Here is a 26,316-nt window from a genome sequence, read left to right as displayed (position 1 = left end):
CAAACCTTTCTTTGCCCACATACAGAAGAGACTATATTGTCAGAAACCGGAGCGTTATGAACATTCTTTTATTGAACGGGAGTCCTCGTCAAGGTGGCAATACCGATTTGTTACTTGAGCAGGTTGCACAGGGAATTCATCAGGCGGGCTTCAGGGCTGAGCATATCCATCTTGCCCAACAAACAATTCACCCATGTATTGGCTGCGGGCAATGTGAAAAAAACGGCCAGTGTATCTTTGAGGATGACATGGTTGCCCTCTATGAAAAAATCGATAGAGCCAGCCGCATTGTCATAGGCTCCCCCATCTACTTTTATGGAGTCACTGCCCAGACAAAAATTTTTATTGATCGCTGCCAGGCCCTGTGGAGTCGAAAATATCTTCTGGGTGCAATTAAACCGGAGCGGGAACGGCGACGGGGGTACTTTATCAGTGTGGCCGCAACCGATGGTGGGAAAATTTTTGAAGGGGCCAAACTCACTGTCCGCTATGGCTTTGATGCCATGGAATTTAGCTACAATGGAGAACTGCTGGTCAAAGGGGTTGATGCCAAAGGTGATATACTCAAGCGTGCCTACTCGCTCAAACAGGCGCAGCAGCTAGGCGTGGAGATTTGTCAAAAATGAAATAAATCCATAGCATATCCTGTTGTAATTACTATAAATCGTATCCATAGAAGACATAGAAGACGACAAAGGCCGCATTACCAAATGCGGCCTTTGTGCTTTCTTTCAATGGAATAAACTTATTCAGGCATAGGTATCAATACCTTGTTGCACAGTATTCCCCTGGGTAGTATCGGGGGCCTCCGCACTCTGACTAAGCATACCTGTCTCTTTGCCTTGATTTGTTCCCTGCTCGACCTGCTGAGCTTGTTGGACCTGCTGAACCGGTTGCGGTTGCTGCCCGATGGTCTGTCCACCTGTTTTTTGCACAGGTTGCGGGAAAATGGTGCTGTTGTAAGCCGATTGACTACTCGCGCCGTTAATATTCATGCGTTTCTCCCTGTTTCCGTGTAACTTCTTCTGATAGAACCACCTAAGACAACACCTAAGCCAGCTAGGCTTTTATGTTAATCTGTGTTCCTGATACGCCATCACTCGCTTGTACGACAACCTCAGTTGGGCTCCGTAAAGATGGGGCCTGCGCAAGACTTTGTACTGTTTTACTTATTAGGTCAGCCGCAAGATGTGGCTGCTGCTGGGCTGCATGCAGCACTGATCCGTAATTTTGAACTGCCGATGTTCCCGTTGGGATCTGCATGACCACTCCTTACATGAGCCTATTTGAGATTCATTCCTTTTAATTGTAGTTCATCTTAAAGAATAATCAAGGATTCCCTTCGCAAAAAACAGAGAAAAACTATGTATCTTCAGTGAAATACATCCCATGAATTACATTTTTTTCTTATTTTAAAGGCATATAGGAGCAAAATAAATTTGTCTTTTTTAAGAGAATCTTGAATAATTGCTTTTTCTTCCAATCCCGGCGTCACGCTTAAAATTTTATCCTCGGAATATCACATATATGCCTGCGGTAAAATTTTGCGCAATCCTTGGCCTTGATTGAAAAATCTAATTATTCAAGACACCCTTAATTACGAACATTGTATTTGGGCTTCAGCCGTGTGGGTCGCCGTCTGGTCATGGCTCCCACAATCATAAAAAACCCGAGAACAAAAAGACAACCAGCTCCAAAGCCTATAAAAAACATACGCCAATTACTCGATTTTTCCTCTTTTTTTTCTTTCTCCCCCCCAACGGCTTCAGGCTCTTTAGCTGAAGGTTCTTCCTGAACACCTGGCGACTGTGTAGCAAAGGTCGGCTGGATGGTAGCGGCTGGCGGAACTGTAGGTGCAACAACAACCGCACTACTTTCAGCGGTGTTTGCTTTCGGCTTGACCAGACCAAACCCCATGGAGAGCAACTCCATGGCTTTCTGGTCACGAACCTTCCGATTTTCACTTCCCATGACCAGAGTAACAATGCGTACTCCGTTCTTTTTGGCGGTTGCGGCAATGGAGAAACCAGCGGCATGGTAGTACCCTGTTTTCAGACCATCACAGCCACTATATCGAGTCAGGAGTTTGTTATGGTTGACCATGTTGAAGGTATCGTTGCGAAATCCCCGCATACGAGTCCCGGTATATTTGAATGTTTCCGGGTTATGCACCAGAGCCAGGCATAATTTTGCCATATCACGTGCGGTTGTCACATCCGGGGCTTGGTTACGACCGGGAGGCAGCCCATGCACAGAATGAAAGGTTGTATTTTTCATGCCCAACTCCTTGGCTTTCTGATTCATTAGATCGGCAAATCGATCTTTTGAACCGGCAATATGGGTAGCCAGGGCAACAGCCGCATCATTCGCCGATTGAATCATAAGGGCATAGGTCAATTCCTCTACTGAAAACTCTTCCCGCGGATCCAGATACACCTGGGATCCTCCTGTTTTATAACTCTCTGTCGTGACCTGCACCATCTCATGGGGGAGAAGCGTGCCTTTCTGGATCCGCTCCAGAATAATATAAAGATCCATCAATTTAAGCATACTGGCCGGATAGACTCGAGCGTCTGCATTCTCCTCATAGAGTACCTTCCCTGTGGCGGCATCTATGACCAAGGCAGAGATATATGGATCCTTAGAGATTGTTTTAAGAGCTTTTGCTGAGGTCGGAATGACAAACAGGAGGACAAGGAAACAGCAGCAGAGAGAACGTTTCATAGTGGAGTGCGCCTCGTTTGTGAATGGTTTAGAAAAAAATCCGGTGGCGTGCAAGAAAGATTAAGGGGATCTTGACTGTCACTCGATTCCGTGACAGAAGAATTGCTCAACAGCCTCTCCCTAAAAGCATTTGGGCGTCTTGAATAATTGCTTTTTCATCCAATCTCGCGAAGTCTGACGCTTCTCTGACCTTGGTTGAAAAATATAATTATTCAAAACATCCATATGTTTTTTCGGAAAAACTACTTGAAACAATGTTGTGATGAGTGGTGCAGACCGCCAGCCTTCCGCTCATGGAGCGTTAACCTCTTGCACCTCCTCAAAATGATCGCTTCCTTTCGTCCGGAAGATGGTATCGACTTTCCTAAACAATTACTGATAATTAAATATCATGTCAAATATTTCTTCAGGGGGCTGTTCATACTTTACCGTGAGCTTATGTTTCGCGGCACAACACGATCACTCCATCTAACTGAATAAACGTTATTTAATCACAAAACCATCCTTCAAGTTTCCATTTCAGTTTCATCTTGTCAAGATGACATACAAGATCCTTGCTCAGGTTCCAATAAAAAAGATAATCTGGAGGGAATAACGGCAATGAACACTGTGGTACCCTCCAAAAATTATTATAAAATCCATCTTTCCCCTCTTGTTCTCCTCACCTGATTGCGCTATTGTGTCGCCACTTCTCAGGGCAGGGTGAAATTCCCTACCGGCGGTATGTCTTCACTCGAACAAACAGTGGGGATAAGCCCGCGAGCGCTTGGTTCTATAATGCAGTACAGAACCAGGGTCCAGCAGATCCGGTGTGAGGCCGGAGCCGACGGTGACAGTCCGGATGGGAGAGAATACGGTAGACAATAGAAATCAGATCAAGAGACTTGGAGAGGTTGTCTGTCTTTAAGGGCAGTGAGACTTTCCCTAAGTTTTCTTTGTGTATTTCACTTTCCACCACCTAAACCGGCATGGGGCCGGTTGTTCCCGTATGCCCTGATTCTGGTCACTGATTTTCAGGAGGCAACCATGAATCAGACCCTTGATGTTTCTCTTTTATCCCGTTTTGGCAATGCTACCCAGCGCGTAGAACGTGCATTATCCGAGCTACAAGCCGGAAAAGGGATACTCCTTGTTGACGATGAAGACCGTGAAAACGAAGGCGATCTCATTTACTCTACCCAGCACCTCACCAGTGAACAGATGGCGCTGATGATCCGTGAAGGTTCCGGCATTGTCTGCCTCTGCTTAAATGACGAGCAGGTACGTGCCCTGGAGCTACCGATGATGGTTGACAACAATACCAGTAAAAACGGCACCGCCTTTACCATCTCCATCGAGGCACGCAAGGGCGTGACCACCGGTGTCTCGGCACAGGACCGGGTGACAACCATCAAAGCGGCAACGGCAAAAAATGCAACCCCCTCGGATCTCTCTCACCCTGGCCATGTCTTTCCTCTGCGGGCGCAACCCGGTGGAGTACTGACCCGACGTGGACATACCGAGGGAACGGTTGACCTGATGCAACTGGCTGGCCTTGACCCCGCAGGCGTACTCTGTGAACTGACCAATATCGATGGCACCATGGCAAGGTTGCCCGAGGTGGTCGCCTTTGCTGAATCACATGAGATGATGGTGCTTTCTATAGAAGACCTGGCTGCTTACCGGCAAACTAAGCTCGCCGCTGCCTGATCCGAACACTCAGCAATCCATATACCCGAATCCGTGACGGCGGGTGGTCACTGAACAACGCATCTTTTTAATAAGACGACGTATTTTTACAAATTCATGTATTGTTCAGTTGCCCCCGCCACCCTTTGGGGCATCCATTAGCACACCACCTTCATTGCCTGTAACATACCGATAAAGTTTACTTTAATCGGCATGTCACAAACAACGAAACTGGCGCACTTATGAATGCTCACGGATTCAGGTATAAAAAAAAAGCCCCATGGAATGTCGTTCCATGGGGTTTTTTTTATATGGACTGCTCGAAAAAGAAGTTAGTTACTCCCCTTGAACTCAGAGACTAATGCCTGAATCGAGGCCTTGGCATCGCCAAAGAACATGCGGGTATTTTCGCGGTAAAAAAGCGCGTTTTCAATACCTGCAAAACCGGTATTCATCGAGCGTTTCAGCACGATAACCGTTTTGGCCCGGAAGGTTTCAATAATAGGCATACCGTAAATAGGGCTCGACTCCTCAAAGGCTGCAGCCGGGTTGACAACGTCATTGGCGCCAATGACCACACAGACATCAATGGTCTCCATGCGCGGGTTGATCTCATCCATCTCCACCAGCTGGTCATAGGGCACATTGGCCTCAGCCAGCAGAACATTCATGTGCCCGGGCATGCGACCGGCGACAGGATGGATGGCATAGACAACCTCTGAGCCATTTTCCTCCAGTAAATCCCCTAACTCCTTGACTACATGCTGCGCCTGGGCAACGGCCAGGCCATATCCCGGAACAAAGGCCACAGTATCAGCCGCCTCAAGGATGTAATACACATCCTCAGCACTGGCCGGTTTCACCTCGCCCTGAGGGCCATCCTCACTTGAGCCTTTGGCAGTGGTGGTTCCAAAACCGGAGAAGAGCACATTGGCCAGAGAGCGATTCATGGCCTTGCACATTATCTTGGTCAGAATGATACCGCTGGCTCCGACCAGGGCACCGGCCACAATGAGAATATTATTGGAGACAACAAACCCGGCTGCGCAGGCCGCCAGACCAGAATAGCTGTTGAGCAACGAGATAACAACCGGCATATCAGCTCCACCAATGGGAATGGTCGAAGTGATACCAAAGCCAAGGGCCACCAGCACAATCAGGATAAAAAGCAGATAACCGCTGGTAGAACCGGGAATCAAGCAAAATAAGGCGCCACTCAAAACAACGACAGCCAGTATTGCCGCATTAATCAGGTGCTGCCCATTAAAAACAATGGCTTTTTGGGAGATGCGTCCCGAGAGCTTGGAAAAGGCGACCATAGAGCCGGTAAAGGTGACACCACCGATAAACACGGAAATTGTGGCGATGATCGCAATCCCGGTCGCCATTTCCGGGTGCTGATGATACTCGCTCCAGGCCAACAGCAAGCTGGAAATACCACCGAAACCGTTAAACAGCGCGACCATTTCAGGCATTGAGGTCATTTTCACCATAGAGGCGCCGGTAGCACCAATGGCAGAACCAATAAGTACACCAATTAAAATCCAGCGATAATCCATGCCCTGGGAAAGCAGGGTCACGACCACGGCGATCAACATGCCCAAGGCTGAAATCATATTGCCCCGCCGTGCCGTGGCCGGGGAGCTGAGCATTTTCAGACCAAAGATGAACAATGCGGCTGAAACCACATAGACAAAGTTAATTCCAACCGAACTCATTGTGCGCCTCCCTGATCCTTCTTCTTGAACATGGCCAGCATGCGGTCGGTGACCAGGTAGCCACCCACAACGTTGATCGTGGCCAGAATCACGGCCAGGGTACCTAATAAAACAGTCACCCCGTGGTGCGAGGTCTGCATGGAGGCCAGCGCACCGATCAGGGTGATACCGGAGATTGCATTTGATCCCGACATCAGGGGGGTATGCAGGGTGGACGGCACCTTGGAGATCAGCTCAAAGCCAAGAAAAATAGCCAAGACAAAGATAAAGGTCAGATAAACAGCAGTCATCGCATCCCCTCACTTATTGATAATACTTTTGTACATTTCACTGAACAGATCACCATCATGGGTGACCAGTGCACCACGGATAATTTCATCTTCCAGGTTGAGCTGAAATTTCTGTTCCTCTTTATCCCAAAAATGGCCGACAAAGTTTCCAAGATTCGCGGAGTACATTTCGCTTGCAGTCAGGGCCACCTGACCGGGTAAATTGCCCATCCCCACCACTTTGACGCCATCGATTTCAACAACCTGATCAAGCACGGAACCCTCGACATTACCACCGGTTTCAACCGCCATATCAACAATCACCGATCCCGGTTGCATCTGGGCAATCATCGGGCCATCGACAATACGCGGGGCAGGACGACCAAAGAGCTGGGCTGTGGTAATGACGATATCTGCCTGACTGCATGCCTTGGCCATCCCCTGTTTCTGCAACTCCATCTGCTCGGGGGTGAGTTGGGTCGCGTACCCATCCTTTGTTTGTCCTGTCTGCCCCAGATCCACCTTGACAAACTTGGCACCAAGAGATTTTACCTGCTCTTCGACCACTGGCCGGGTGTCAAAGGCCTCGACCCGGGCCCCTAACCTGCGGGCAGTGGCAATGGCCTGCAGACCGGCAACACCAACCCCAATGATGAACACTCGAGCCGGTTTGATCGTTCCGGCCGGGGTGGTCATCATCGGCAGAATCTTGTTGAGATGCTCACAGCCAAGCAGTACGGAAACATACCCGGCCAGGTTCGCCTGGGAACTGAGCACATCCATCTTCTGGGCCAGGGTAGTCCGTGGAATCATCTCCAGGCTCACCCCACTGATTTCCTGCGCAACCATGGCGTCCACCAGTTCTTTCTCGCGAAAAGGGTCGAGATAACTGACATGCATCGTCCCACGACGCATGAGGCTGATTTCCTCCAGGGGAGGTTTACGGAGTCTGAGGACAATATCGGCCTGGCCGAGCATGGCATTGCGATCATTGCCAATGCTTGCCCCCACAGCCTCATAGGCGGCATCGTCAAACCGACAGCTCACCCCCATTCCAGTTTCAACGACAACCTTGGCGCCGAGTTTGCATAGACGATCAACTGTGGCAGGAACCACTGGCACCCGGGTTTCTCCGGGATGGATTTCTTTCATCACGGCAATGTTCATCAACAGACTCCTTGGAAAAATAAAAGGTTAGTCATTGAGCTTCCCTAAAATAGTCAACAACCGTTCATGGATACCATCAAATCCACCGTTTGAAAGAATAACCACGATATCGCCGGATCGACATGTTTTTTCAAGGAAGGTTAGAATGGCCTCCGTATCGTCGAAGCAGTAGGCCTCTGTACCTCGAGTCTGCAGGTCGGCAGCGAGTTGCGGTGATGAAAACTGCTCACTTAGAGGTACGGTATCCAGGGGAACGTGTTTGCGTATCAGTACCTTATCAGCAGCCGAGAAGGCGGTCGTATAGGTTGACTGAAAGACAGCCCTTCTGCTCGAGTTGGTCCGGGGTTCAAAAACCACCAACAATCGATTGTTCGGCCAAGCCAGCCTGAGAGCGTTGAGCGTCTCTCTGACGGCTGTTGGGTGATGGGCAAAGTCATCAATCACTGTGACCCCGCCGACCACGCCACGAATCTGCTGGCGGCGCTTTACTCCTTCAAACGAAGACAGCCCTTGAACAATATCCTCAAAGGTGAACCCTAACCGGTGGAGGAGCGCAATAACGGCCAGCCCATTAAGGCAGTTATGCAGGCCGGGCATGGGTAGCTGGCAGGTCCCTATCTCTTTGCCCTGATAATGGACACGAAAGGAACTTGACAACCCCTTAACCTGCAAATCGGTTAAAAACCATTGGCAACTCTCGTTTGTTCCATAGCTGATCACAGGACAAACAGCATTGTTGGCAGCCAGCTCAGCCACCACAGGATCCTCAGTATGGGCAACCAATGCACCACCTGGAGGGATGCGGCCTATGAATTCAGCAAAGGAGGCTTTTATCGCCTCAAGATCAACGAAAATATCGGCGTGATCGAATTCCACCGAAGTAAGAATAGATGCGAAGGGCTGATAATGCTGGAATTTAGAAACTTTGTTAAAAAAGGCGGTGTCATACTCATCGCCCTCGACAACAAAGTACTCAGTATCGCTGACATGGGCGTTGCGCCCAAAGGCCTCAACCAGACCGCCGATCATGAAGCCGGGAGTAACGCCCATCCGGTGTAGGGTGGTTGCCAAAAGAGACGAGGTTGTTGTTTTCCCATGGGTTCCAGCGACAACCAGGGATTTCTTCTGCTGCAGAAAAAAATGGCCTAAAGCTTGGGGCATGGAGAGATAAGAAAGTCCAAGACGTCCAAGCTCAACAGCTTCCGGGTTAGTGCGACGCACCACGTTCCCGACAATAACCAAGTCGGGCTGTGCATTTAGATTTTCAGCTTTGTACCCCGCCATGACCTCAATCCCCAGCTCGGCCAAATAGTCAGACATGGGGGGATAGATGTTTTCATCTGAGCCCGTAACCACAAACCCTTGTTGCTGCAGCATGGCTGCCATGGCTGCCATGCCCGTACCGCAAATTCCGATAAGGTGAATGTGTCGGAGTGACTCCGGCGCGATATTACGAGCCGAATCAAGGTTGGCTTCCATCATTGCTGCCGTACCGTCTTTTCTATTGAACGGTACACTCGTTCAAAGGTGGTATCAAAAGAAGCCGGTGTTAAACGCCCCACCTCGATAAATTTGACTACAATTTCTTTGGCCACCTTAAAAATAGCCTCGTCGCTGACTCCCTGACGCATCGGTTGCCGATTTTTGTCATCTGCTGCCATGATTACCTCGTTGCTCTGGTCATAAAAAAACCCCTGCCACAGGAAGAAGGCCAATTCTTTACCAGGTGTAGCAGGGGAAAACCACGCTCACACGGAAAAAACCTCGTCAGCACTCCCCGGGAGGTTTTGGTTTTTTCATTACTTTTTATAAAAAAACACAATCGAATCAAAACCTGTGCCGCAGTCGCAGTATTCTGAAACAAGCGAGGAAGCGTACAGGTTATTAATGTTGTTCCAGAGAGGCATAATCGATGGCCTCTCCATAGGCCATCATGTCTTCCCGGGTGACGTTTTTTCCTTTAATAGTAACAACAAATCGCGAGTCGACAACCACATACATCTCTCCGCTTTCCTTGCCACCATCATACTTGACAATGGCCCGCTGTTCTTTGAGGGTTTCAAGTTTGCCACCGCCTGCTCCTGCGAACATGGGGTTATTGATCATCATCAAGACCGATTGAAGCACAGGAGAATCTGAGACAATTTCAACACTGATCCTTGAATTTTCACGTCTGTAGTCGCGGCTGACTGTGATGCCCCCCCCTAAAATGGCTGCACCCAAGGCCTGGGCATTGGCCTCTTTGCCTTCCCAACCCTCAAGGGGTTCTGGCAGCAACGATTTCATACGTTCGCTCTTTTGCTGACGCACGAGCTGAGCCGCGTAATCCAGGTTGGAAGCTGCTCCAGTGTAATCTCCGGCGTTATACTGCCTGGTTGCTTCTGCAATGGTGCTGAGTACATTATCTTCAGCCGACACATGCGAGGCCGGTAGAAAAAGAGCAAGCACGAAAAAAAGCAACAATCTCTGTGATATTCTGAGCATGGTCTCCGATAATTTACAGCGTTGTCGCTGGACAAAAAAGATCAAACCAAATGAAAACAATCGTCTACTAAAGCATAGAGTATGTCCCATTAGCCCATTATTAGAGCCTATCCGGGGATCGTTAACGCGGTTTTGGTACAAAAACGGTGGATTGTTGCCACCGGACAAATTGAGAACTGTGATACCAAGTGGTGGTGGGAGTGTCAAGCAAAGAACCTAAGGTTCGACACCATACATTTCAGCACGTTTATGATATACTTTTTATGTTCTTTTAAGATGATACATAATGTAATAAACCAATCCTCTACCAAAAGGTAAAGAGTCTTGAACTATTAGATTTTTCAATCAAGCTCAGGTGAGCGACAGACTCCGGGAGATTACCCCCCGAATCCGTGACGGCGTGTGGTCACTGAACAACGCATCTTTTTAATAAGACAACGTATTTTTACAAATTCATGTGTTGTTCAGTTGCACCCGCCGCACTGATGAATGCTCACGGATTCTGGTGAAAGAAAAAGCTCTTATTCTAGGATTGCCCGAAGTTGAGGCACTTCCCATCCAACTTGACTGATAAACAGGAGATTTTCATGGCCAAAGAAATTGAACGCAAATTTCTTCTCAAAAACGATGCCTGGCGAGATCTTGTACCCGGGGTCCATTATCGACAAGGGTACCTGCATGCAGACAAAAACTGCACTGTTCGAGTTCGCATTGCCGGAACAACAGGGTATCTTACCATAAAAGGGGCTACTCAGGGAATCGGACGCAGCGAGTACGAATATGTAATCCCTCTTGAAGAGGCCAAAGCCATGCTGGATGAACTCTGCCCGCAGCCGCAGATTGAAAAAATCCGTTACACGATCAGGTTTGAAGGATTCAGCTGGGAGGTTGATGAATTTCTTGGGGTTAATCAGGGGCTGGTCATGGCGGAAGTGGAGTTGCAGTACGAAGAGCAGCCCTTTAGCAAACCTGACTGGATTGGCAAAGAGGTCAGTGGTGACAAGCGTTACTATAATGCCGCACTCTGCACCAACCCCTACAGCCAGTGGGGCTAACTCGTGAATCCTGGTCAACACCCTATGAACCGGTGAATGCTCAGGGATTTAAGCGTAATCCGATAAACACTCAAGGCTGCTAAATTTTGCCTTTTGCCCATTGCACTTAGCGTGGGAATAGGTCAAAAAACAAAATCAATTTTACTCATCCAAGAGAGGTTATTATGAAACTTTGGGTAACTCCGGAAGGTGACCGCTGGCTCTGTGACGAATGCCAGCCTGAGTTTGCAGAACAGATCGAAAAAGAAGAATGGCGCGTTGCCTTTGAAGAACTGGACCAGACACTTCGCTGCTCCCATTGCAACCATCCCGATGTGGACATACCTGATTGAAGAATGAAACTGTCGCACCGATAAATGATTTCGGGTTCATCAGGTAAAGCTCAAATCCGCGAGGAATCATCGCATAATTTTGCGCCTCATGGGGGCAAAATTATGCCATCGGTGCAATGATACACCAAACATAGATGATATTGGAGACGTGATGCAGCACTCTCTGCAGGTTGTTCAGTGCTGGGATGATGGGGTAACGACGGACGGGCCGCTCATAGAAATACTGCAACGATATGGCGCTAAAGCAACCTTTAACCTCAACATAGGGCTGCACCAAAAATTTCGTCATGCCGGATGGACGTATCACAACACCCAGGTGCAACGATTTGGGATCTCTGAATTGCAGGATGTTTATGCCGGTTTTTGCATTGCCAACCACAGCTTCTCCCATCCACACCTTGAACATCTCCGGTCCTCGGATCTTTTTTATGAGATCCATGAAGGGCGTGACAGACTGCAACAACTTTTTGGCCAGCCCATAGAAGGATTTGCCTACCCTTTCGGCTCACACACCTCTCAGCTCAGGCAGCAAGTACGCCAGGCCGGACACATCTACGCCAGAACCACCCAAATGACGTCTCAGCCGTTTCCCCCCGAAGATCCCATGGCTTTTCATCCCACCTGCCATTTTCTTGATCCCGATTTTCACCAATGCTACGAACAGGCCAAAGCTTCCGGCGTTTTTTACTTTTGGGGCCACTCCTATGAGATGACCACATCCTCGATGTGGGAGGACTTTGAAAGGAAAATCCGTATGATCAGTGAAGATGCCGCTTCCTCCTGGAAGGATGTCGTTGACCTCTTTGCACTCCCCAACTCCTCTCATGTGCAGTCAAGCTGCCCTTGATTATGCTCTATAAAAAAACCAGAGAGTTGCGCGACAGATTAAACTCTGGTCTGCTCAATATTTTTTCAACCTTTGATCGGCTTGAGTAGGCGCCCGCGAACACGGGGCCGGGGAGGGTTGTTTTTGTGTAACCCAAGCGCCTGGATTGCCTGCACTGAGATCTCTTCAATAGAACGCCCCTCGACATTAATAACTTTGAGGTTATGCCGCATATAGAGCTGCTTGGCCTGTTGCAACTCCCTCGTACATGTCGCAAGGCTTGCATAAGAAGAACCGGCATATCTCTTTTCGCGAATTGTGTGCAAATACTGGGGAGAACAGGTCAGGCCGATGGCACGTTTGCGATTGCGCGCAATTTCACCGGGGAGTTCATGCCGCGAGAGATGGTCATCGGTGAGCGGAAAGTTGGCAGCCTTTAACTCCATATGCGTAGCAAGATAAATACTGACCGGCGTTTTACCCGAACGGGAGACGCCTATGAGTATTATCTCGGCCTCGTCATATTCTGCCTGCCTGGTTCCGTCATCATGTTCCAGTGAGAAATGAATGGCATCGACCCGCTTATTCATACGGGAAAGGGTGAAGTGACGGGAGTACCCAGGTTCGCGCAGAGCACGCTTTTCCAACGCCTGCTCAAGCAATTCCAGCGTATTGAGGAAGATATCGAAAAAACGAACCTGAGGGCAATCGAACACATCCCTTGTCTCCTGATCCATGATGGTACAAAACACCAGAGGTGGTTTTCCTTCTGCCTGATTGAGAATGTGCTCCAATGCTTTTTCTGCATCTTCAGGTGTATGGATGAAGGGAATCTTTTCCTCACGGAAACGAATATTATCAAACTGAGCCAACAGGGCTTTGCCCATGTCTTCGGCGAGGATCGCGGTGGAACCGGAAACGTAATAAACATCCTGAGTAACTTTAGCCACGGCTCTCTCCTTTCAGATGCGTTTATGACAAAACAGACAGCGGTATTTCGGGGGATGGGTTTCCGGCAGGGGGGCCTGTTTATCAGGCGCATGACAGCTCTCACAAAATTTTTCCGCCTCCTTTTTGTGCATCTTCATAAAAGGCTCATGATCAGCATCATGGGGCAAGGGTGCGGTAGTTTCCGGCGGGGCAGAGAGAAGAAAATAGAGAATAAATCCGCAGACAGCGACGAATATCAGATTTGCCACAAGGCGTTTTTGTGATTTGTTCATAAATATTATTATCCAAGATATCGCAACAAGTTGGAATGTAGTTAAATATCGGACATCTCCAGGGCATGGAAATCCAGGAGACGAAAGCGAAGCATAAGGAGCAAGATTTCCATGAGCACGCTCCCAATACCGAGATAACGCGTTGCAAACCCAACCATGGTACTATGCTTGCAATGATTCCGCGCTAATTGTCTCAACTCCTGCCCGGGATACTCCGGGTCTAGAATCAATTTTGCTACAGCCTGTCCAGAGACCAGTGCCGGATAAATCCCCTCACCAGTCAGACCGGAGGCTAGACCAGCGGCATCTCCGACAAGAAACGTCGAGCCAAAACGGACACCACGAAAATCGTAATTCACCAACCCTGCGCGAATTTCGTTTTCCGGCAGCACGATACGATTTTCAGTACACCAGCGAAGTAAACGCCTCTTCAACTCTCCCCCGGAAAAAAGACGCGCATCGGCATACGCTCCTACTGAGGTCTGATGCGCATGGGGAAAAATCCAGCCGTAGCCAGAGCCAAACAACCTGGGACAGAGGTGCCATTCCATTTCCGGATACACACGGGGAACCATAGCATTGAGCCCCAGGCCAATGCGCTCTACGGGAAGCCCAAGAGTGCGTCGCACCCGACTGTTTGAACCATCGGCTCCCACTAAATAGCGGTAACCGATCGTTTGCTCCCCTCTCTTGGATTCCAGTAGAGCACGCCCCTCCCCCGCTCCCTTGAACTTCGTGTGGGGAAGGATACGTACACCAGCCTCCCTGGCCTGTCCGGCCATCCATTGTCCGAGTTCTGCCCTGGATACCGTAGCAACTATAGGGTTTTTCTCTTCAAGACGAATACTCTGTCGACCTGAACGAATAATTTGAGCTGGAAAGGCCCCCTCGATCAGCTGTCTGGGGACCAGCTTAATCAAACCATGCCAGGTGATGCCGCCCGCACAGACCTTGGGCCCAAGAGTTGATTTGCGCTCCAGCAAGATCACTTTTTTTCCCTGCCGGGCCAGCGCTGTGGCGCAGGCAAGGCCACCTGGCCCGGCACCGACAACCAGTATGTCAGTCTGCTCCATATGCACCTGCATTGAGTAAGCGATTATAGCGAGACAGCACCATTTTTTTATTTCGCATCATGAATGTTTAAAGGTAGAGGAGACGAGAACACGAGCAAAAAGTCTTTTTGGGGTCACAGTAGCTATTGTGAATTCAGCTCACCTGTAAGCAGTTGGACTTACAGGCTCAGTAAAAAAAATGCAAGGACATCGGTCAGCCGTGAAAAACAGCGGCTTGGGTGTTGCCAGGCCGAACAAGACTTGTTACAAAAAGAGAATACTTCTCATATAAAATAAGATAACGTCAGGGGCAATTCTCTTGAGTAAGAAAAATCGTTTGCCCCTTTTTAAAGCAGAGATCTTCTCTGGTATCCATTCAGAAATGAGGTCTTTTGTTCAAGTTCAGGTAAGCCCTGGCTCCCAAAAGACCATTTCTGGATGGACACTCTCTAACATTGGAGCCTGTCTATGCACATCAGGGAACAACTGGCCATTCCCCGGCAATTGCCTCGGGAGCTGGATGCCGAGGAGCGTCTTGATAATTTCGATGAAGTCTCCAAAGGTTTTGACGAACAGACAGCTCTTGTTGAGGCAAACCGCTGCCTGCAATGCCGCAAACCACCCTGTATCATGGGCTGCCCCATTGGCAATGATATACCGCGTTTTATTGCCCTTATGCGGGAACGTAAATTTGAGGAGGCCTACTGGACTATTCGAGAGACAAGTTCCATGCCCTCGATCTGCTCACGCGTCTGCCCCCATGAATTTCAGTGCGAGGGGGCCTGTATTCGAGCGAAAAAGGATGCGCCTGTGGCCATTGGCCTGCTTGAACGTTTTCTTGCCGACTGGATGATTATAAATGGTAAAAACCTCTCGCCGCGTTGTGCCCCAAAAAATGGCCTCAAAGTCGCGATTATAGGCTCAGGCCCTGCTGGTATTACCGTGGCCCATGCGCTCTCCCACCGAGGGTACAATTGCACTATTTTTGAATCCCTCCCTGTGTTTGGCGGCATGCTCAGTGTGGGGATTCCCAACTATCGGCTGCCGCGCAACATTATCGGGGCAGAACTCTACGCCTTGCAACAATGCGGTGTCAACGTCAAAACAGGTATTACCGTTGGCCAGGACCTGACCCTATCCGAACTGCGTGAACAGGGCTACAGCTCTGTTTTTCTCGGTATCGGTGCCTATAAATCAAAACGGCTCGGATTAGATGGCGAAAACTCGACAAAAGGGGTGATGTCGGGAGTAGATTACCTGGTCAAAGTGCTGACAGGTCATGAAATTGCTCTTGGTGATAGGGTGCTTGTTGTTGGGGGCGGCAATGTGGCTATCGATGTAGCCAGGGTGGCGCTTCGTTCTGGATGGAAAAATGTCTCTATTCTGTATCGTCGCACTCGCGATGAAATGCCAGCGTCCAAAATGGAAGTCCATCATGTGGAAGAAGAGGGCGTTGACCTACAATTCCTCACCACCCCGACACGCATTATTTCCCAAAACGGGCAACTGACCGGTGTGGAGTGTATTCGCATGGAACTGGGCGAGGTGGATATAACAGGACGATGCGTCCCGCGTCCCCAACCTGGTTCAGAATTTATTATAGAGGCAGACGCTCTCATCGGCGCGGTGGGCCAGAAGGTCATACCGGTCCACGATGCAACCGTACCCGTGGAGATCACCCCCCGTGGCACCTATGTGGTTGATCCCGTGACCCTGCAGACCAGTGTAGACTGGATTTTTGCAGGGGGTGATACCGTTCTTGGCCCGCAAACCGTTGCCAAAGCGGTCTGCCAGGGACTGGATGCAGCGGAATCCATGCACAGGTACATGCAGGGGCTCATCTAAGCCTCTTTTCATACCCGCCTGCAAGAGACTCTCGCAGGCGGGCGTTTTTTATACTGTGAAGATAAACCTATGCTTATTTGAGAGGATACATTGGCCAACAATCGCTGCCGCCACGTATTCAAGCTTAATTAAAGGCCTCGCTATAGATCCTGGTTTCGGGGAAATGTTGATCCAGCAGATGAGTCATATCGTGGATCATCGGCCGGGAACCACAGAGGTAAAAATCATAGGCTCCCGGCTTCACATACCGATCAATGTAATCGGTTACGTAGCCTGGGTGCAAATCTATAACATTGGTCTCTGGACTGAGTTTACCGGAAACACACGGAATATAACGGGTCGCCGCCAACATCAGATCCTGACGAAAAAACAGTCCAGCGATTTCCCGCGCTCCATGAAGCAAGGTGAAATTTTTCACCCCTGCCCTGGCCATGGAAACAAAGGGGGCAATGCCCACACCAGTTCCGACAAAATAAATAGGTCTGTCGGTGGGACGATAAATCAGATACCCCATAGCCTTACTGATAGAAAGTTCTCCGCCTATGTCCAGAGTGGCCAGTATAGAACTAAGCCTCCCCTGGTCAATACGTTTGATAAGAAAAAGCAGCGAATCAGCTGATGGAGGTGAGAGAATGGTGTACTCTCGTTCATCCTCCTGATAGCGCATGGTCACATGCTGACCTGCAACGAACTCAAAACCTTCGGGTCGGGTGCACTCCAACTCGAAGACTTCCTCATTCAGCCATTTTCGCCCCAAAATGGTAACCGAATGTTCTGCTACAACCATAATTATCAGTTCTTCTTCCAAGTTTTATCAGGGGTGCCCAGCACCTGATTCAGGTACCGTGCCACTACAAACAAATAATCGGACAGACGGTTAAGGTAAACTTGAATGACCGCAAGCTCGGAAACATCCGATTGCTTTGAGGTCTCCATTAACTGGGTGAGGCGTCGCTCGCAACGACGGCAGACGGTTCGGGCAAGATGCGCCCATGCAGCAACAGGCGCACCACCAGGAAGAATAAATTCTTTTAACAGAGGGAGGACTTCAGATAAAGCGTCAATGCGCTGTTCAAGATCTTTTGCAACATTTTCAGGAAGAGTCGTCAGGTAACTGGTTGCAGAGGAGTCTGGAGTCGTTGCCAACCATGCACCAGCGAGAAAAAGGTTGGCCTGAATATTTTCCAGATCCTGGGCGATCGCGTCTTCGTTTGGCGGTAAATTTGCGACAATCGCACCAAGTACGGAATTCAGTTCATCAAGGTCGCCGTAGGCCTCGATCCGTATATGATGTTTGGGAACACGTTCCCCGGAAAAGAGGCTTGTTTTGCCTTTATCTCCACCACCAGTGTATACCTTCATCCGATCACTCCTTTGAATGTATTGTCGATAGGGATGAAATCCCTGCTCAAGTGCCAAGGAAGAAAACAGCTCAGGGGCGATGATCCAAAACTCTCCTGTTTTTACCAAGAAACGATATTGTGCAAAAACATTTCAAATTTGTGCATAAGGGGCCACCAAGTATGGAGTTGTACACTAAAATTCCGTTTGTCACAAGCTCCTATCCTCCTAACTCAAAACAATTTTTTATCAGTATTTAAAAGAGTTAACAAATAATGCGAGGCGACAAAAAATTATCGCTCTGTGCAAATTGAGCAAGCGAAAAAAAGAGCATTAAAACGAACACTAGCTAAATGGTTATTTTTTCAGACATTGTAAGTGAACTGCCGTTCATTATTTGATTAGATTTTTTTTTTGCTGTTGACAAATCGCCCAATCTTAAATAGGAAAACCACACCGTAAGTTATTTAGTTTTAGCTGGTTACCGGCTTTTTATTTTTTGATGATGAATCGGATTCCCAGGAAGCCGATTTTTTACGTAGAGACTGCCAGTTTGTCCGGGCAGGTGTTCAAAGTTGTGAGGTAGTACAGAAGTAGCTTTTAGTCCTTTCCATAGCTTGTCGTACCAGTTGCGAAAGAGACTCGTTTTTCCCGTGCAGTCAAGAAAGACGGGCATAGCGCCCGTAGATGTGCAGATCATCTGTATTCACCCGGATAACCCGGGAGGACCATTTGAGGAAAATTGGCTCATATATGACAGTAAGATTTTCAAGAGTTGCAGTGCATCGTGTTCGATCGAGTCAGAAGAAAGGCCGGCGAAAGAGTAGTATTTAACCTACTGTTTTCCGGTCTTTTTTTTGTATAGGGGGATCCTGGCTGGCCTATTTCTGGTAGCCGGGCAACAAAAACGCTTGATAGACAGGAAGAGGTAACACATTGGAAAACAACGCGAATATGTTCTGGACTGGTTTATCACCCGATGAAGCGAGGGAAGCACTTGTCAATAAAGACAAGTCCATGCGCGACAAACGCATGTCCCTGAAAGACGCTGTCTCCAAATTCATCAACGATGGCGATAATGTTGGCATCGGTGGATTCGTCGACGTGCGCCAGCCCATTGCCACCTGCCACGAGATGATTCGGCAGGGATTTAAAGACCTCACCCTTTCTTTTCAATCTGCAGGTATGGCTCCCGAATATCTCGGCGCAGCCATGATCCTCAATCCTGAAAAATGCAACATCAAACGCATTGAGCTTGCCTACTGGGCCCATGAGGGCTTTGGCCTGGCTCCCGGCTGGCGCTATCTTGCCGAGCGAGGCTTGATAGATATCGAAGACTGGTCAAACTACAACATGTCAGCCCGCTTTAAAGCTGGCTCCATGGGGCTGCCCTTTATCCCCACTCGTAGCCCCCTTGGCGGTGACATCAAAGACACCAGCCGCACCAAAATTATAGACTGCCCCTTCACCGGTCGTAAAATCGGTGTTATCCCGGCATCTAACCCCAACGTATCCGTTCTCCACGTTCAGGCCGCAGACAAATTCGGTAACTGCATCATTCGTGGTACGGACTGCACCTGCGCGGAAATCGCCATGGCTTCCGCCCACACTATCGTCACCTGCGAGCAGCTCGTCTCTCATGAGCTTCTCTGCTCCAACCCCAAAGATGTCATGATCCCCTTTGCAGCCGTTGACGCGGTTGTCGAGGTCCCCTACGGCGCCTATCCAGGAGCCTGCCGTCGCCATTACTGGTTTGATGGCGATCACATCCGTAACTTCCTGGGTCTCATCGCCCCCATCGTCAAAGGTGGACCTACGGATGCCCTTAAAGCATACTTTGACGAGTATATCTACGGTGTTGAGAACTTCGAAGGATTTTTGCAGAAAGTCGGCGTTAAGGACCTGCTGGCAGTGAAAGCTCTAGAAATGCAGAACTGCGAGCGCCTGGCCTAACTTAAGCCTCAGATCCAGCACGAAATTCTCATAACCTTAAGATAAGGAGTCGATATGACAGCTTCAACGGACTATACCGCCCAAGAAATTATCGTTGTGGCGGGTTCAAAAATACTGGAAGACAATAAAATTGTTTTTGTTGGTACCGGTTTGCCCATGGTGGCCGCCCTACTTGCCAACCGTACCCACGCCCCTGGCCTCATCCCTGTCTTTGAGGCTGGTGCTGTTGGCCCTCCTCTGCGCCACGGTCTGCCTGTTTCCGTAGGTGACTCCCGTACCTTTACCGGGGCCTCCTACGTAAAAGGCCTGAATGCGGCCTTTGAGCTGACCCAGCGCGGTTTTGCTGATTTTGGCTTTATTGGCGGCGCAGAGGTTGATATGTACGGCAACCTCAACTCGACCATGATGGGTGACTATCCGGACGGCTACCAAACCCCGAAAGTACGCCTGCCTGGCTCTGGTGGCGCCTCTGACATGGCTGCCTCCTGTGAACGGACCATTCTGATTGTCCCCCACGACAAAAAGAAATTCAATCAGCAGGTCTCCTACATGACAAGCCCCGGTCATCTTGATGGATCTCCCGGTGCACGCCAGAAAGCCGGTATGCAGGGCAAGGGTCCCTACCGCGTCATCACCACTAAGGGTATCTGTGACTTTGAGGAAGGTTCCAACAGAATGCGTCTGATCCACACCTATCCTGGCGAGACCGTTGAGTCTATCCAGGAGGCAACAGGATTTGAGCTGCTGGTATCTCCTGACGTTTCTGAGTTCCCGGCACCAACCGTAGAGGAAATTCGACTCATCCGTGAGGAGATCGATCCCAACGGCGTTTTCGTTAAACGGGTTGCCAAGTAAAGTACACCTGCCATCGACAGTGCCGCATAAAGCGGCACTGTCGTTTTCAGAAATTTTGCAATGCCGGTGCCTCCCACCGCACCCCCACAGAATTTACTGAAATATTTGTGCTGAATCTTTGAAAATATAGAAAAAAGTTAATGTTCGCAAGTATACTTCGAGCATACTTATTTACTGGATTTCCGGAACTACCGGCAAACCTGTCCCACTGCTATATCAAACATAATCACATCCGACACATGTAACGGAAAGGAGCTGACAGCATGAAAGTTCTCAAAATTGATCACTTGGGTATTGCTGTACCGAACTTGGACGAGGGTAAAAAATTCTGGTCAGATGTTATGGGACTCAAACTCGAAGGCACGGAGACTGTTGAAGAGCAGAAAGTTACCACAGCCTTCCTGCCCGTTGGCGAAAGTGAGGTTGAACTGCTTGTCTCCACCGCACCTGATGGGCCTATCGCTAAATTCATCGAGAAAAAAGGTCCTGGCTTCCAGCATGTTGCTTTTCGCGTAGAAAACATCGAAGAAGCGCTGGCCGAGCTGCAGGAAAAAGGTGTTGCTCTGATCGACAAAACCCCGCGCATGGGTGCTGGTGGAGCAAAAATTGCCTTCTTGCATCCCAAAGCCACTGGCGGCGTTCTCGTCGAGATCTCAGAGCGCTAAATAAAGTTCCAACGCATTGAGCAATTCGCGGCAACGAAGTACTCAATGGGAGAAAAACACTGGTGCCGACAATGTACTCCTTGAGCGGAGTGATTGTCGGACCAGTTTGTTTTATTTAAACTGGGGATGAACCCCAAGCTAACCACAAGGAGTAAGTGACATGGCAACTGGATATGATCAATGGGTTGAAGTCGCCACCAAGCAGATGAAGGGAAAAAGCCCGGACGACATCACCTGGCAATCTCCCGAAGGCATTGCTGTAAAACCGCTGTACACCGAAGAAGACCTGAAAGGCCTCGAGTCCCTGAGTGCATTTCCCGGTATGGCCCCGTATACCCGTGGTCCGATGGCCACCATGTATGCCGGACGCCCCTGGACCATCCGCCAGTATGCTGGTTTCTCCACTGCGAAAGCTTCCAACGAATTCTATCGCAAAAACCTGGCAGCTGGCCAGAAAGGTCTCTCCGTTGCCTTCTCCCTCTCCACCCATCGCGGTTACGACTCTGACAACCCCCGTGTTTCCGGTGATATCGGTAAAGCTGGTGTTGCCATCGACTCCATCGAGGATATGAAAATCCTCTTTGACGGTATTCCTTTGGACAAAATGTCCGTTTCCATGACCATGAACGGTGCTGTTATCCCGATTCTGGCCATGTGGATAGCCGCTGCCGAAGAGTCTGGTGTAAAACAGGAGCAGCTTAACGGTACCATCCAGAATGACATCCTCAAAGAGTACCTGACTCGTAACACCTATATCTATCCGCCTGAGCCTTCCATGCGGATTATCTCCGACATTATGGCGTTCTCTTCGCAGAACATGCCCAAATACAACACCATCTCTATCTCCGGTTACCACATCATGGAAGCCGGTGCCGATTCTGTGCTCCAGACAGCATTCACCCTGGCAGATGGTATTGAGTATGTTCGCGCTGCTATCGCCTCTGGTATGGATGTGGACACCTTTGCTCCGCGCCTGTCCTTCTTCTTCGGTATCGGCATGAACTTCTTCATGGATATCGCTATGCTGCGTGCTGCACGTTACCTCTGGTACAAACAGATGCAGCAGTTCAATCCGAAGAATCCGAAATCCACCATGCTGCGTACCCATTGTCAGACCTCAGGTTGGTCACTGACTGAGCAGGATCCGTACAATAACGTTATCCGGACCACCATCGAGGCCATGTCCGCCGTTCTTGGTGGAACCCAGTCCCTGCATACCAACTCCTTTGACGAGGCTGTTTGTCTGCCGACTGAATTCTCCGCACGTATCGCCCGTAACACCCAGATCATCATCCAGGAAGAGTCTCAGGTCTGTAAGGTTGCCGATCCGTTGGGTGGCTCTTACTACATCGAATGGCTCACCAACGAGATCGTGAAAGGTGCCGAGAAGATCATGGACGAGATCGAGGATCTTGGCGGTATGGCCAAGGCTATCGCTTCCGGTATGCCAAAACTGCGCATCGAAGAGTCTGCTGCTCGTCGTCAGGCCCGTATCGACCAGGGTAAAGACGTTATCGTTGGTGTGAATAAGTATCGCCTCAAAGATGAGAAACTTGACTTCGAGGTACTCGAGGTACCGGATTCTGTTCGCCTTGAGCAGATCGAACGTATCAAAGAGACCAAAGCCAACCGTGACGAGGCCAAATGTCAGGCCTGCCTCGAAGCCATCACCAAGGCTGCCGGTGGTAAAGAAAACCTCCTTGCCGCCGCTATCGATGCAGCCAAAGCCAGAGCAACTGTTGGAGAGATTTCTGACGCTATGGAAAAAGTATTTGGACGTTTCGTCGCCACAACCCAGTGCGTATCCGGTGCCTACTCTTCTGAGTATTCAGAAGCCAGTGCTGACAGCGCTCAGGTTATCGATGCACTGCGCAAACGCACCGACGACTTCCTGGCAAAAACCGGTCGTCGTCCGCGTATCCTGGTTACCAAAATGGGTCAGGACGGTCATGACCGTGGTATCAAGGTTGTTGCTTCTTCCTACGCGGATCTCGGTTTTGATGTCGACATCAGCCCGATGTTCCAGACTCCGGACGAAGCCGCCAAGATGGCTATCGAGAATGACGTTCACATCGTTGGCGCCTCCTCTCTGGCCGCTGGTCATAAAGCCCTTGTTCCTGAGTTGATCGAAAAACTCAAAGCTCAGGGTGCCGGTGAGATCATGGTTGTTGCCGGTGGTGTTATTCCGCCAAGCGACTATGACTACCTTTATGACGCTGGTTGCAAGGGTATTTACGGACCTGGTACCCCGATCACCGAGTCTGCAGGCAAAGTCCTGGATATGCTTGAGGAAAAATACTGCAAGTAAGTAACGACTGCTAAAAGCATATTGGTAAACATGCAAACGGACGGGCTAAAATCCGTCCGTTTGCTGTTTTCACCCTCCAAAACCTCTACGAAAGGCCGAATATGCAAAAAGATCCCAGTTATTACATTCAAGGCGTTCTGGACAACAATCGCCTTATGCTCTCACGCACAATCACCCTCATTGAATCCACCCTGGCCACCCATCAGGACATCGCCAGACGGGTGATCAATGAGCTTCTTCCCCGCACTGGCAAGGCCGTTCGTCTTGGTATTACCGGTGTTCCGGGTGCTGGCAAAAGTACCTTCATCGAGAGCTTTGGTACCATGTTGACAAAACTGGGGTTTCGGGTTGCTGTTCTCGCAATCGATCCTTCGAGCACCAGAAGTGGCGGGTCCATTCTTGGTGACAAAACCCGCATGGAGCAACTTGCCGTTAACGACATGGCCTTTATTCGCCCTTCACCTTCCGGTGGGTCTCTGGGTGGTGTTGCCCGAAAAACCAGGGAAACCATGCTTGTCTGTGAGGCGGCTGGTTTTGATGTTATCATCATCGAAACCGTAGGTGTTGGTCAATCAGAGACCACCGTTGCCTCCATGTGCGACTTCTTTCTGGTACTCCAGATTTCAGGCGCTGGCGATGAACTGCAGGGCATCAAAAAAGGTGTTCTTGAAGTAGCAGATGCCATTGTGGTCAACAAGGCAGACGGCGATAATGTCACCCGGGCTAGACTTGCCAAAAAACAGTATGAAACAGCACTGCACCTGGTTACCCCCTCCTCGCCCAACTGGATGCCGCCGGTCATGACCTGCAGCGCATTAGAGCACCGCGGTCTTGAGGAGGTCTGGGAAACCATCATGAAACATAAAGACATCATGACCAACTCAGGCGAGCTGCAGAAAAAACGTCAGGATCAGGCCATGAGCTGGATGTGGTTTCTGGTCAATGAAGGGCTTGAGCGCTGGTTTTACAATCACGAAGAGACACAAAAGTTGCTGCCGGGGATTAAAGCGGGTGTCGAGCAAGGGAAAATCGCCCCCACTCGCGCCGCCGATGACCTGGTTGCGGTTCTGGGTAAAAAAGATCTCCTTTTTTAGAGGTTTCTCCACCCACTGCCAAATCCATACATTTTTTTTGCTTATACGACCTCTGTCCCCTTTCTCCTCAAGCGCTCTTTGTGAGGATAAGGGGATTTTTATTGGTTTCTGCGTAAGGCCCCCCTGGCTGCATTCCAGGCAAAAGATTGCATCAAAATCCTTGACGCCTGCACAAAACAAGAGTATAAACGCCGGACCAACTTGGGCTCAACACAACAATCCTTGGCGCCTCGGGCGCCCCAGAGCTCAATAGAACAGCCACATGATCTCCAGTGTGATAGCCGGGTCCTGTGCAATAAAGAATCACGAACCCCGTCAGGTCCGGGAGGAAGCAGCGGTAGTGACACTCTTTATGTGCATGGGGTTGCCCGGCTATCCTTTTTTAAGGGTACCTCAAGTGGCATAAGCCTATTCTACCTCGCTTCAACCCCAACCTGAGAACCGACTGCCTAGAGCTGCTGTGTCTTATCTTGTTCTCGCCAGAAAATCTCGTCCACAAACTTTTGCCGACGTTGTTGGCCAAAAGCCCGTGGTTCGCACCCTGCAAAACGCTTTGGCTCAGGGCCGGGTTGCCCACGCCCTTATTTTTAGCGGAATCCGCGGCACCGGTAAAACAACGCTGGCCCGCATCATGGCCAAGGCGCTCAACTGCGAACAGGGACCGGCTGTGGAACCATGCAATCAGTGCCGTTCCTGCCTTGAAATCGCCGATGGCTCCAGCATTGACCTGCAGGAAGTGGATGGCGCCTCCAACCGTGGTATTCAGGAAATCCGTGAGCTGAAGGAAAAAATTCGCTTCATGCCCACCAACTCCCGCTACAAGATTATCATCATTGATGAGGTCCACATGCTCACCACCGAGGCCTTTAACGCCCTGTTAAAGACCCTGGAGGAACCGCCGGATCATGTCTACTTCATGTTCGCCACCACCGAACTCCACAAGGTTCCGGTAACTATTCTCTCCCGCTGCCAGCGCTATGAACTCAAACGCCTCAGCCACCAGGAGTTGGCCGACCATTTTCAGCATCTGGCTGAGCTTGAGGGTGTGAGCATGGAGCAGGCCGCTGTCGACATGATCGTACGAGAGGCCAGCGGCAGCGTTCGTGATGGATTAAGCCTGCTCGATCAAATTTTTTCCTATTGCGGCAACGAGGTAAAAGCTGATGAGGTTGTTGAAGTCCTGGGCCTTGTCAACCATCAACTGGTTGCTCATCTGGGTACAGCCCTCTTACAGGGGGACCTGGCGACAATCTATCGACTGCTCGAAGAGATGTATCTCCATGGTACGGATATCAAAAGATTCTGTAACGATCTCTTGCAATGGTTTCGTAATCTAGTTGTCTGCAAGATAGCCCCTGACCCCGGCTCCATGATTGAGCTGCCTGAAGAGGATCTCTCTCATCTCCGTGCAACTGCCGATGATTTTTCTTTGGAAAGTATCTCTGCCATGTTCAACCTTCTTCTGGAAGGTGTTGAAAAAGTAGGGTATTCTCAGCAGCCTCGCTTGGCTCTTGAATTAAGCTTTATTCGCGCGGTTCAGTTCACCAATGTGGTGCCTGTTTCCAATCTTATCAGCCGCTTTGATCAGCTTTTAGACGGTCAGCCACTTGAAGATCTTGTCCTTCTGCAACAAACGACAACAACGGCAGAGGCAAACCAAGATCGTATCGCGGAACTTACAGAAACAGAGGTTCAAAGGGTGCCTTCCTCTTCACACAGGGAGCGCCCCCCCCACCC

General features: G+C 49.7%; 25 protein-coding genes, 1 other RNA gene and 1 riboswitch. Of the genes, 13 read left to right on the top strand and 13 right to left on the bottom strand.

Annotated elements, in window-relative coordinates; all coding sequences use genetic code 11:
* Positions 1 to 56 precede the first annotated feature (56 nt).
* Positions 57 to 626: a flavodoxin family protein gene (locus tag JWJ90_RS07160; protein ID WP_205226520.1), complete on the top strand. Its 570-nt coding sequence runs from the start codon at positions 57 to 59 to the stop codon at positions 624 to 626.
* Between the two features lie 123 nt (positions 627 to 749).
* Here the strand turns inward: JWJ90_RS07160 and JWJ90_RS07155 are convergent, their stop codons facing one another.
* Both JWJ90_RS07155 and JWJ90_RS07150 read right to left on the bottom strand, forming a co-directional pair.
* Positions 750 to 995, bottom strand: a complete 246-nt coding sequence (locus JWJ90_RS07155) for a hypothetical protein (protein ID WP_205226519.1) — start codon at positions 993 to 995, stop codon at positions 750 to 752.
* Between the two features lie 598 nt (positions 996 to 1,593).
* Entirely contained in the window at positions 1,594 to 2,724 is a 1,131-nt protein-coding gene (locus tag JWJ90_RS07150; RefSeq protein ID WP_205226518.1) for a D-alanyl-D-alanine carboxypeptidase family protein, read from the bottom strand.
* Positions 2,725 to 3,408: 684 nt separating this feature from the next.
* A riboswitch (FMN riboswitch) is annotated at positions 3,409 to 3,581 on the top strand.
* Between the two features lie 169 nt (positions 3,582 to 3,750).
* On the opposite strand from JWJ90_RS07150, the gene ribB reads away from it, so the two are divergent.
* Complete coding sequence (gene ribB / locus JWJ90_RS07145) at positions 3,751 to 4,413, top strand: 3,4-dihydroxy-2-butanone-4-phosphate synthase (RefSeq protein ID WP_205226517.1); 663 nt, start codon at positions 3,751 to 3,753, stop codon at positions 4,411 to 4,413.
* Positions 4,414 to 4,724: 311 nt separating this feature from the next.
* On the opposite strand, the gene JWJ90_RS07140 is transcribed toward ribB, so the two are convergent.
* From JWJ90_RS07140 to JWJ90_RS07115, 6 genes are all read right to left on the bottom strand, one after another.
* Positions 4,725 to 6,110, bottom strand: coding sequence for an NAD(P)(+) transhydrogenase (Re/Si-specific) subunit beta (locus tag JWJ90_RS07140; RefSeq protein ID WP_205226516.1), 1,386 nt, complete (start codon positions 6,108 to 6,110; stop codon positions 4,725 to 4,727).
* Entirely contained in the window at positions 6,107 to 6,400 is a 294-nt protein-coding gene (locus tag JWJ90_RS07135) for an NAD(P) transhydrogenase subunit alpha part 2 (RefSeq protein ID WP_205226515.1), read from the bottom strand. The genes JWJ90_RS07140 and JWJ90_RS07135 overlap by 4 nt, the downstream gene beginning before the upstream one ends.
* A 9-nt stretch (positions 6,401 to 6,409) precedes the next feature.
* Positions 6,410 to 7,546: a Re/Si-specific NAD(P)(+) transhydrogenase subunit alpha gene (locus tag JWJ90_RS07130; protein WP_205226514.1), complete on the bottom strand. Its 1,137-nt coding sequence runs from the start codon at positions 7,544 to 7,546 to the stop codon at positions 6,410 to 6,412.
* Between the two features lie 27 nt (positions 7,547 to 7,573).
* Positions 7,574 to 9,028, bottom strand: a complete 1,455-nt coding sequence (gene mpl / locus JWJ90_RS07125) for a UDP-N-acetylmuramate:L-alanyl-gamma-D-glutamyl-meso-diaminopimelate ligase (protein ID WP_240194806.1) — start codon at positions 9,026 to 9,028, stop codon at positions 7,574 to 7,576.
* Positions 9,025 to 9,207: a hypothetical protein gene (locus JWJ90_RS07120; RefSeq protein WP_205226607.1), complete on the bottom strand. Its 183-nt coding sequence runs from the start codon at positions 9,205 to 9,207 to the stop codon at positions 9,025 to 9,027. Before JWJ90_RS07120 ends, mpl begins: the two co-directional genes overlap by 4 nt.
* 223 nt (positions 9,208 to 9,430) lie before the next feature.
* On the bottom strand, positions 9,431 to 10,030 hold the full coding sequence (locus JWJ90_RS07115; protein WP_205226513.1) for a hypothetical protein: 600 nt from the start codon (positions 10,028 to 10,030) through the stop codon (positions 9,431 to 9,433).
* A gap of 587 nt (positions 10,031 to 10,617) precedes the next feature.
* Between JWJ90_RS07115 and JWJ90_RS07110 the strand changes: the two genes are divergently transcribed.
* From JWJ90_RS07110 to JWJ90_RS07100, 3 genes are all read left to right on the top strand, one after another.
* Positions 10,618 to 11,085, top strand: a complete 468-nt coding sequence (locus JWJ90_RS07110; RefSeq protein WP_205226512.1) for a CYTH domain-containing protein — start codon at positions 10,618 to 10,620, stop codon at positions 11,083 to 11,085.
* A gap of 164 nt (positions 11,086 to 11,249) precedes the next feature.
* Positions 11,250 to 11,417, top strand: coding sequence for a hypothetical protein (locus JWJ90_RS07105; RefSeq protein ID WP_205226511.1), 168 nt, complete (start codon positions 11,250 to 11,252; stop codon positions 11,415 to 11,417).
* 151 nt (positions 11,418 to 11,568) lie between these two features.
* On the top strand, positions 11,569 to 12,264 hold the full coding sequence (locus JWJ90_RS07100) for a polysaccharide deacetylase family protein (RefSeq protein WP_205226510.1): 696 nt from the start codon (positions 11,569 to 11,571) through the stop codon (positions 12,262 to 12,264).
* A gap of 65 nt (positions 12,265 to 12,329) precedes the next feature.
* Here JWJ90_RS07100 and ppsR read toward each other — a convergent pair whose 3' ends face one another.
* From ppsR to JWJ90_RS07085, 3 genes are read right to left on the bottom strand one after another with little or no spacing between them, the layout of a single operon-like run.
* On the bottom strand, positions 12,330 to 13,193 hold the full coding sequence (ppsR, locus tag JWJ90_RS07095; RefSeq protein ID WP_205226509.1) for a pyruvate, phosphate dikinase/phosphoenolpyruvate synthase regulator: 864 nt from the start codon (positions 13,191 to 13,193) through the stop codon (positions 12,330 to 12,332).
* A gap of 12 nt (positions 13,194 to 13,205) precedes the next feature.
* Complete coding sequence (locus tag JWJ90_RS07090; RefSeq protein WP_205226508.1) at positions 13,206 to 13,466, bottom strand: hypothetical protein; 261 nt, start codon at positions 13,464 to 13,466, stop codon at positions 13,206 to 13,208.
* Positions 13,467 to 13,507: 41 nt separating this feature from the next.
* Entirely contained in the window at positions 13,508 to 14,551 is a 1,044-nt protein-coding gene (locus JWJ90_RS07085) for an NAD(P)/FAD-dependent oxidoreductase (RefSeq protein ID WP_275889080.1), read from the bottom strand.
* 435 nt (positions 14,552 to 14,986) lie between these two features.
* Here JWJ90_RS07085 and JWJ90_RS07080 point away from each other — a divergent pair, with 435 nt between their 5' ends.
* Positions 14,987 to 16,363, top strand: a complete 1,377-nt coding sequence (locus tag JWJ90_RS07080) for an NAD(P)-dependent oxidoreductase (RefSeq protein ID WP_205226506.1) — start codon at positions 14,987 to 14,989, stop codon at positions 16,361 to 16,363.
* A gap of 124 nt (positions 16,364 to 16,487) precedes the next feature.
* Here the strand turns inward: JWJ90_RS07080 and JWJ90_RS07075 are convergent, their stop codons facing one another.
* Positions 16,488 to 17,150: a ferredoxin--NADP reductase gene (locus tag JWJ90_RS07075; RefSeq protein ID WP_205226505.1), complete on the bottom strand. Its 663-nt coding sequence runs from the start codon at positions 17,148 to 17,150 to the stop codon at positions 16,488 to 16,490.
* Positions 17,151 to 17,155: 5 nt separating this feature from the next.
* Positions 17,156 to 17,782: a cob(I)yrinic acid a,c-diamide adenosyltransferase gene (locus JWJ90_RS07070; RefSeq protein ID WP_205226504.1), complete on the bottom strand. Its 627-nt coding sequence runs from the start codon at positions 17,780 to 17,782 to the stop codon at positions 17,156 to 17,158.
* 858 nt (positions 17,783 to 18,640) lie between these two features.
* Here JWJ90_RS07070 and JWJ90_RS07065 point away from each other — a divergent pair.
* The 7 genes from JWJ90_RS07065 to dnaX form a co-directional block, all read left to right on the top strand.
* Positions 18,641 to 19,657, top strand: coding sequence for a CoA transferase subunit A (locus tag JWJ90_RS07065; RefSeq protein ID WP_205226503.1), 1,017 nt, complete (start codon positions 18,641 to 18,643; stop codon positions 19,655 to 19,657).
* 54 nt (positions 19,658 to 19,711) lie between these two features.
* Positions 19,712 to 20,512, top strand: a complete 801-nt coding sequence (locus JWJ90_RS07060; protein ID WP_205226502.1) for a CoA-transferase subunit beta — start codon at positions 19,712 to 19,714, stop codon at positions 20,510 to 20,512.
* A 263-nt stretch (positions 20,513 to 20,775) separates the two neighbouring features.
* The gene (gene mce, locus JWJ90_RS07055) at positions 20,776 to 21,177 is read left to right on the top strand and encodes a methylmalonyl-CoA epimerase (protein ID WP_205226501.1); all 402 of its coding nucleotides are present in this window, start codon (positions 20,776 to 20,778) and stop codon (positions 21,175 to 21,177) included.
* A gap of 160 nt (positions 21,178 to 21,337) precedes the next feature.
* Positions 21,338 to 23,485 (top strand): methylmalonyl-CoA mutase, encoded by a 2,148-nt coding sequence (gene scpA / locus JWJ90_RS07050; protein WP_205226500.1) that lies wholly within the window; start codon positions 21,338 to 21,340, stop codon positions 23,483 to 23,485.
* Positions 23,486 to 23,586: 101 nt separating this feature from the next.
* The gene (meaB, locus tag JWJ90_RS07045) at positions 23,587 to 24,579 is read left to right on the top strand and encodes a methylmalonyl Co-A mutase-associated GTPase MeaB (protein ID WP_205226499.1); all 993 of its coding nucleotides are present in this window, start codon (positions 23,587 to 23,589) and stop codon (positions 24,577 to 24,579) included.
* A gap of 279 nt (positions 24,580 to 24,858) precedes the next feature.
* Positions 24,859 to 24,956: signal recognition particle sRNA small type (gene ffs, locus JWJ90_RS07040), an RNA gene on the top strand.
* A gap of 83 nt (positions 24,957 to 25,039) precedes the next feature.
* A partial coding sequence (gene dnaX, locus JWJ90_RS07035) for a DNA polymerase III subunit gamma/tau (RefSeq protein WP_205226498.1) occupies positions 25,040 to 26,316 on the top strand: 1,277 nt, incomplete at its 3' end.

The organism is Desulfobulbus rhabdoformis (assembly GCF_016919065.1).
Lineage (GTDB): Bacteria > Desulfobacterota > Desulfobulbia > Desulfobulbales > Desulfobulbaceae > Desulfobulbus > Desulfobulbus rhabdoformis.
Note: the sequence above shows the minus strand (reverse complement) of the source record. Positions and strands in the feature narration are given on the sequence as shown.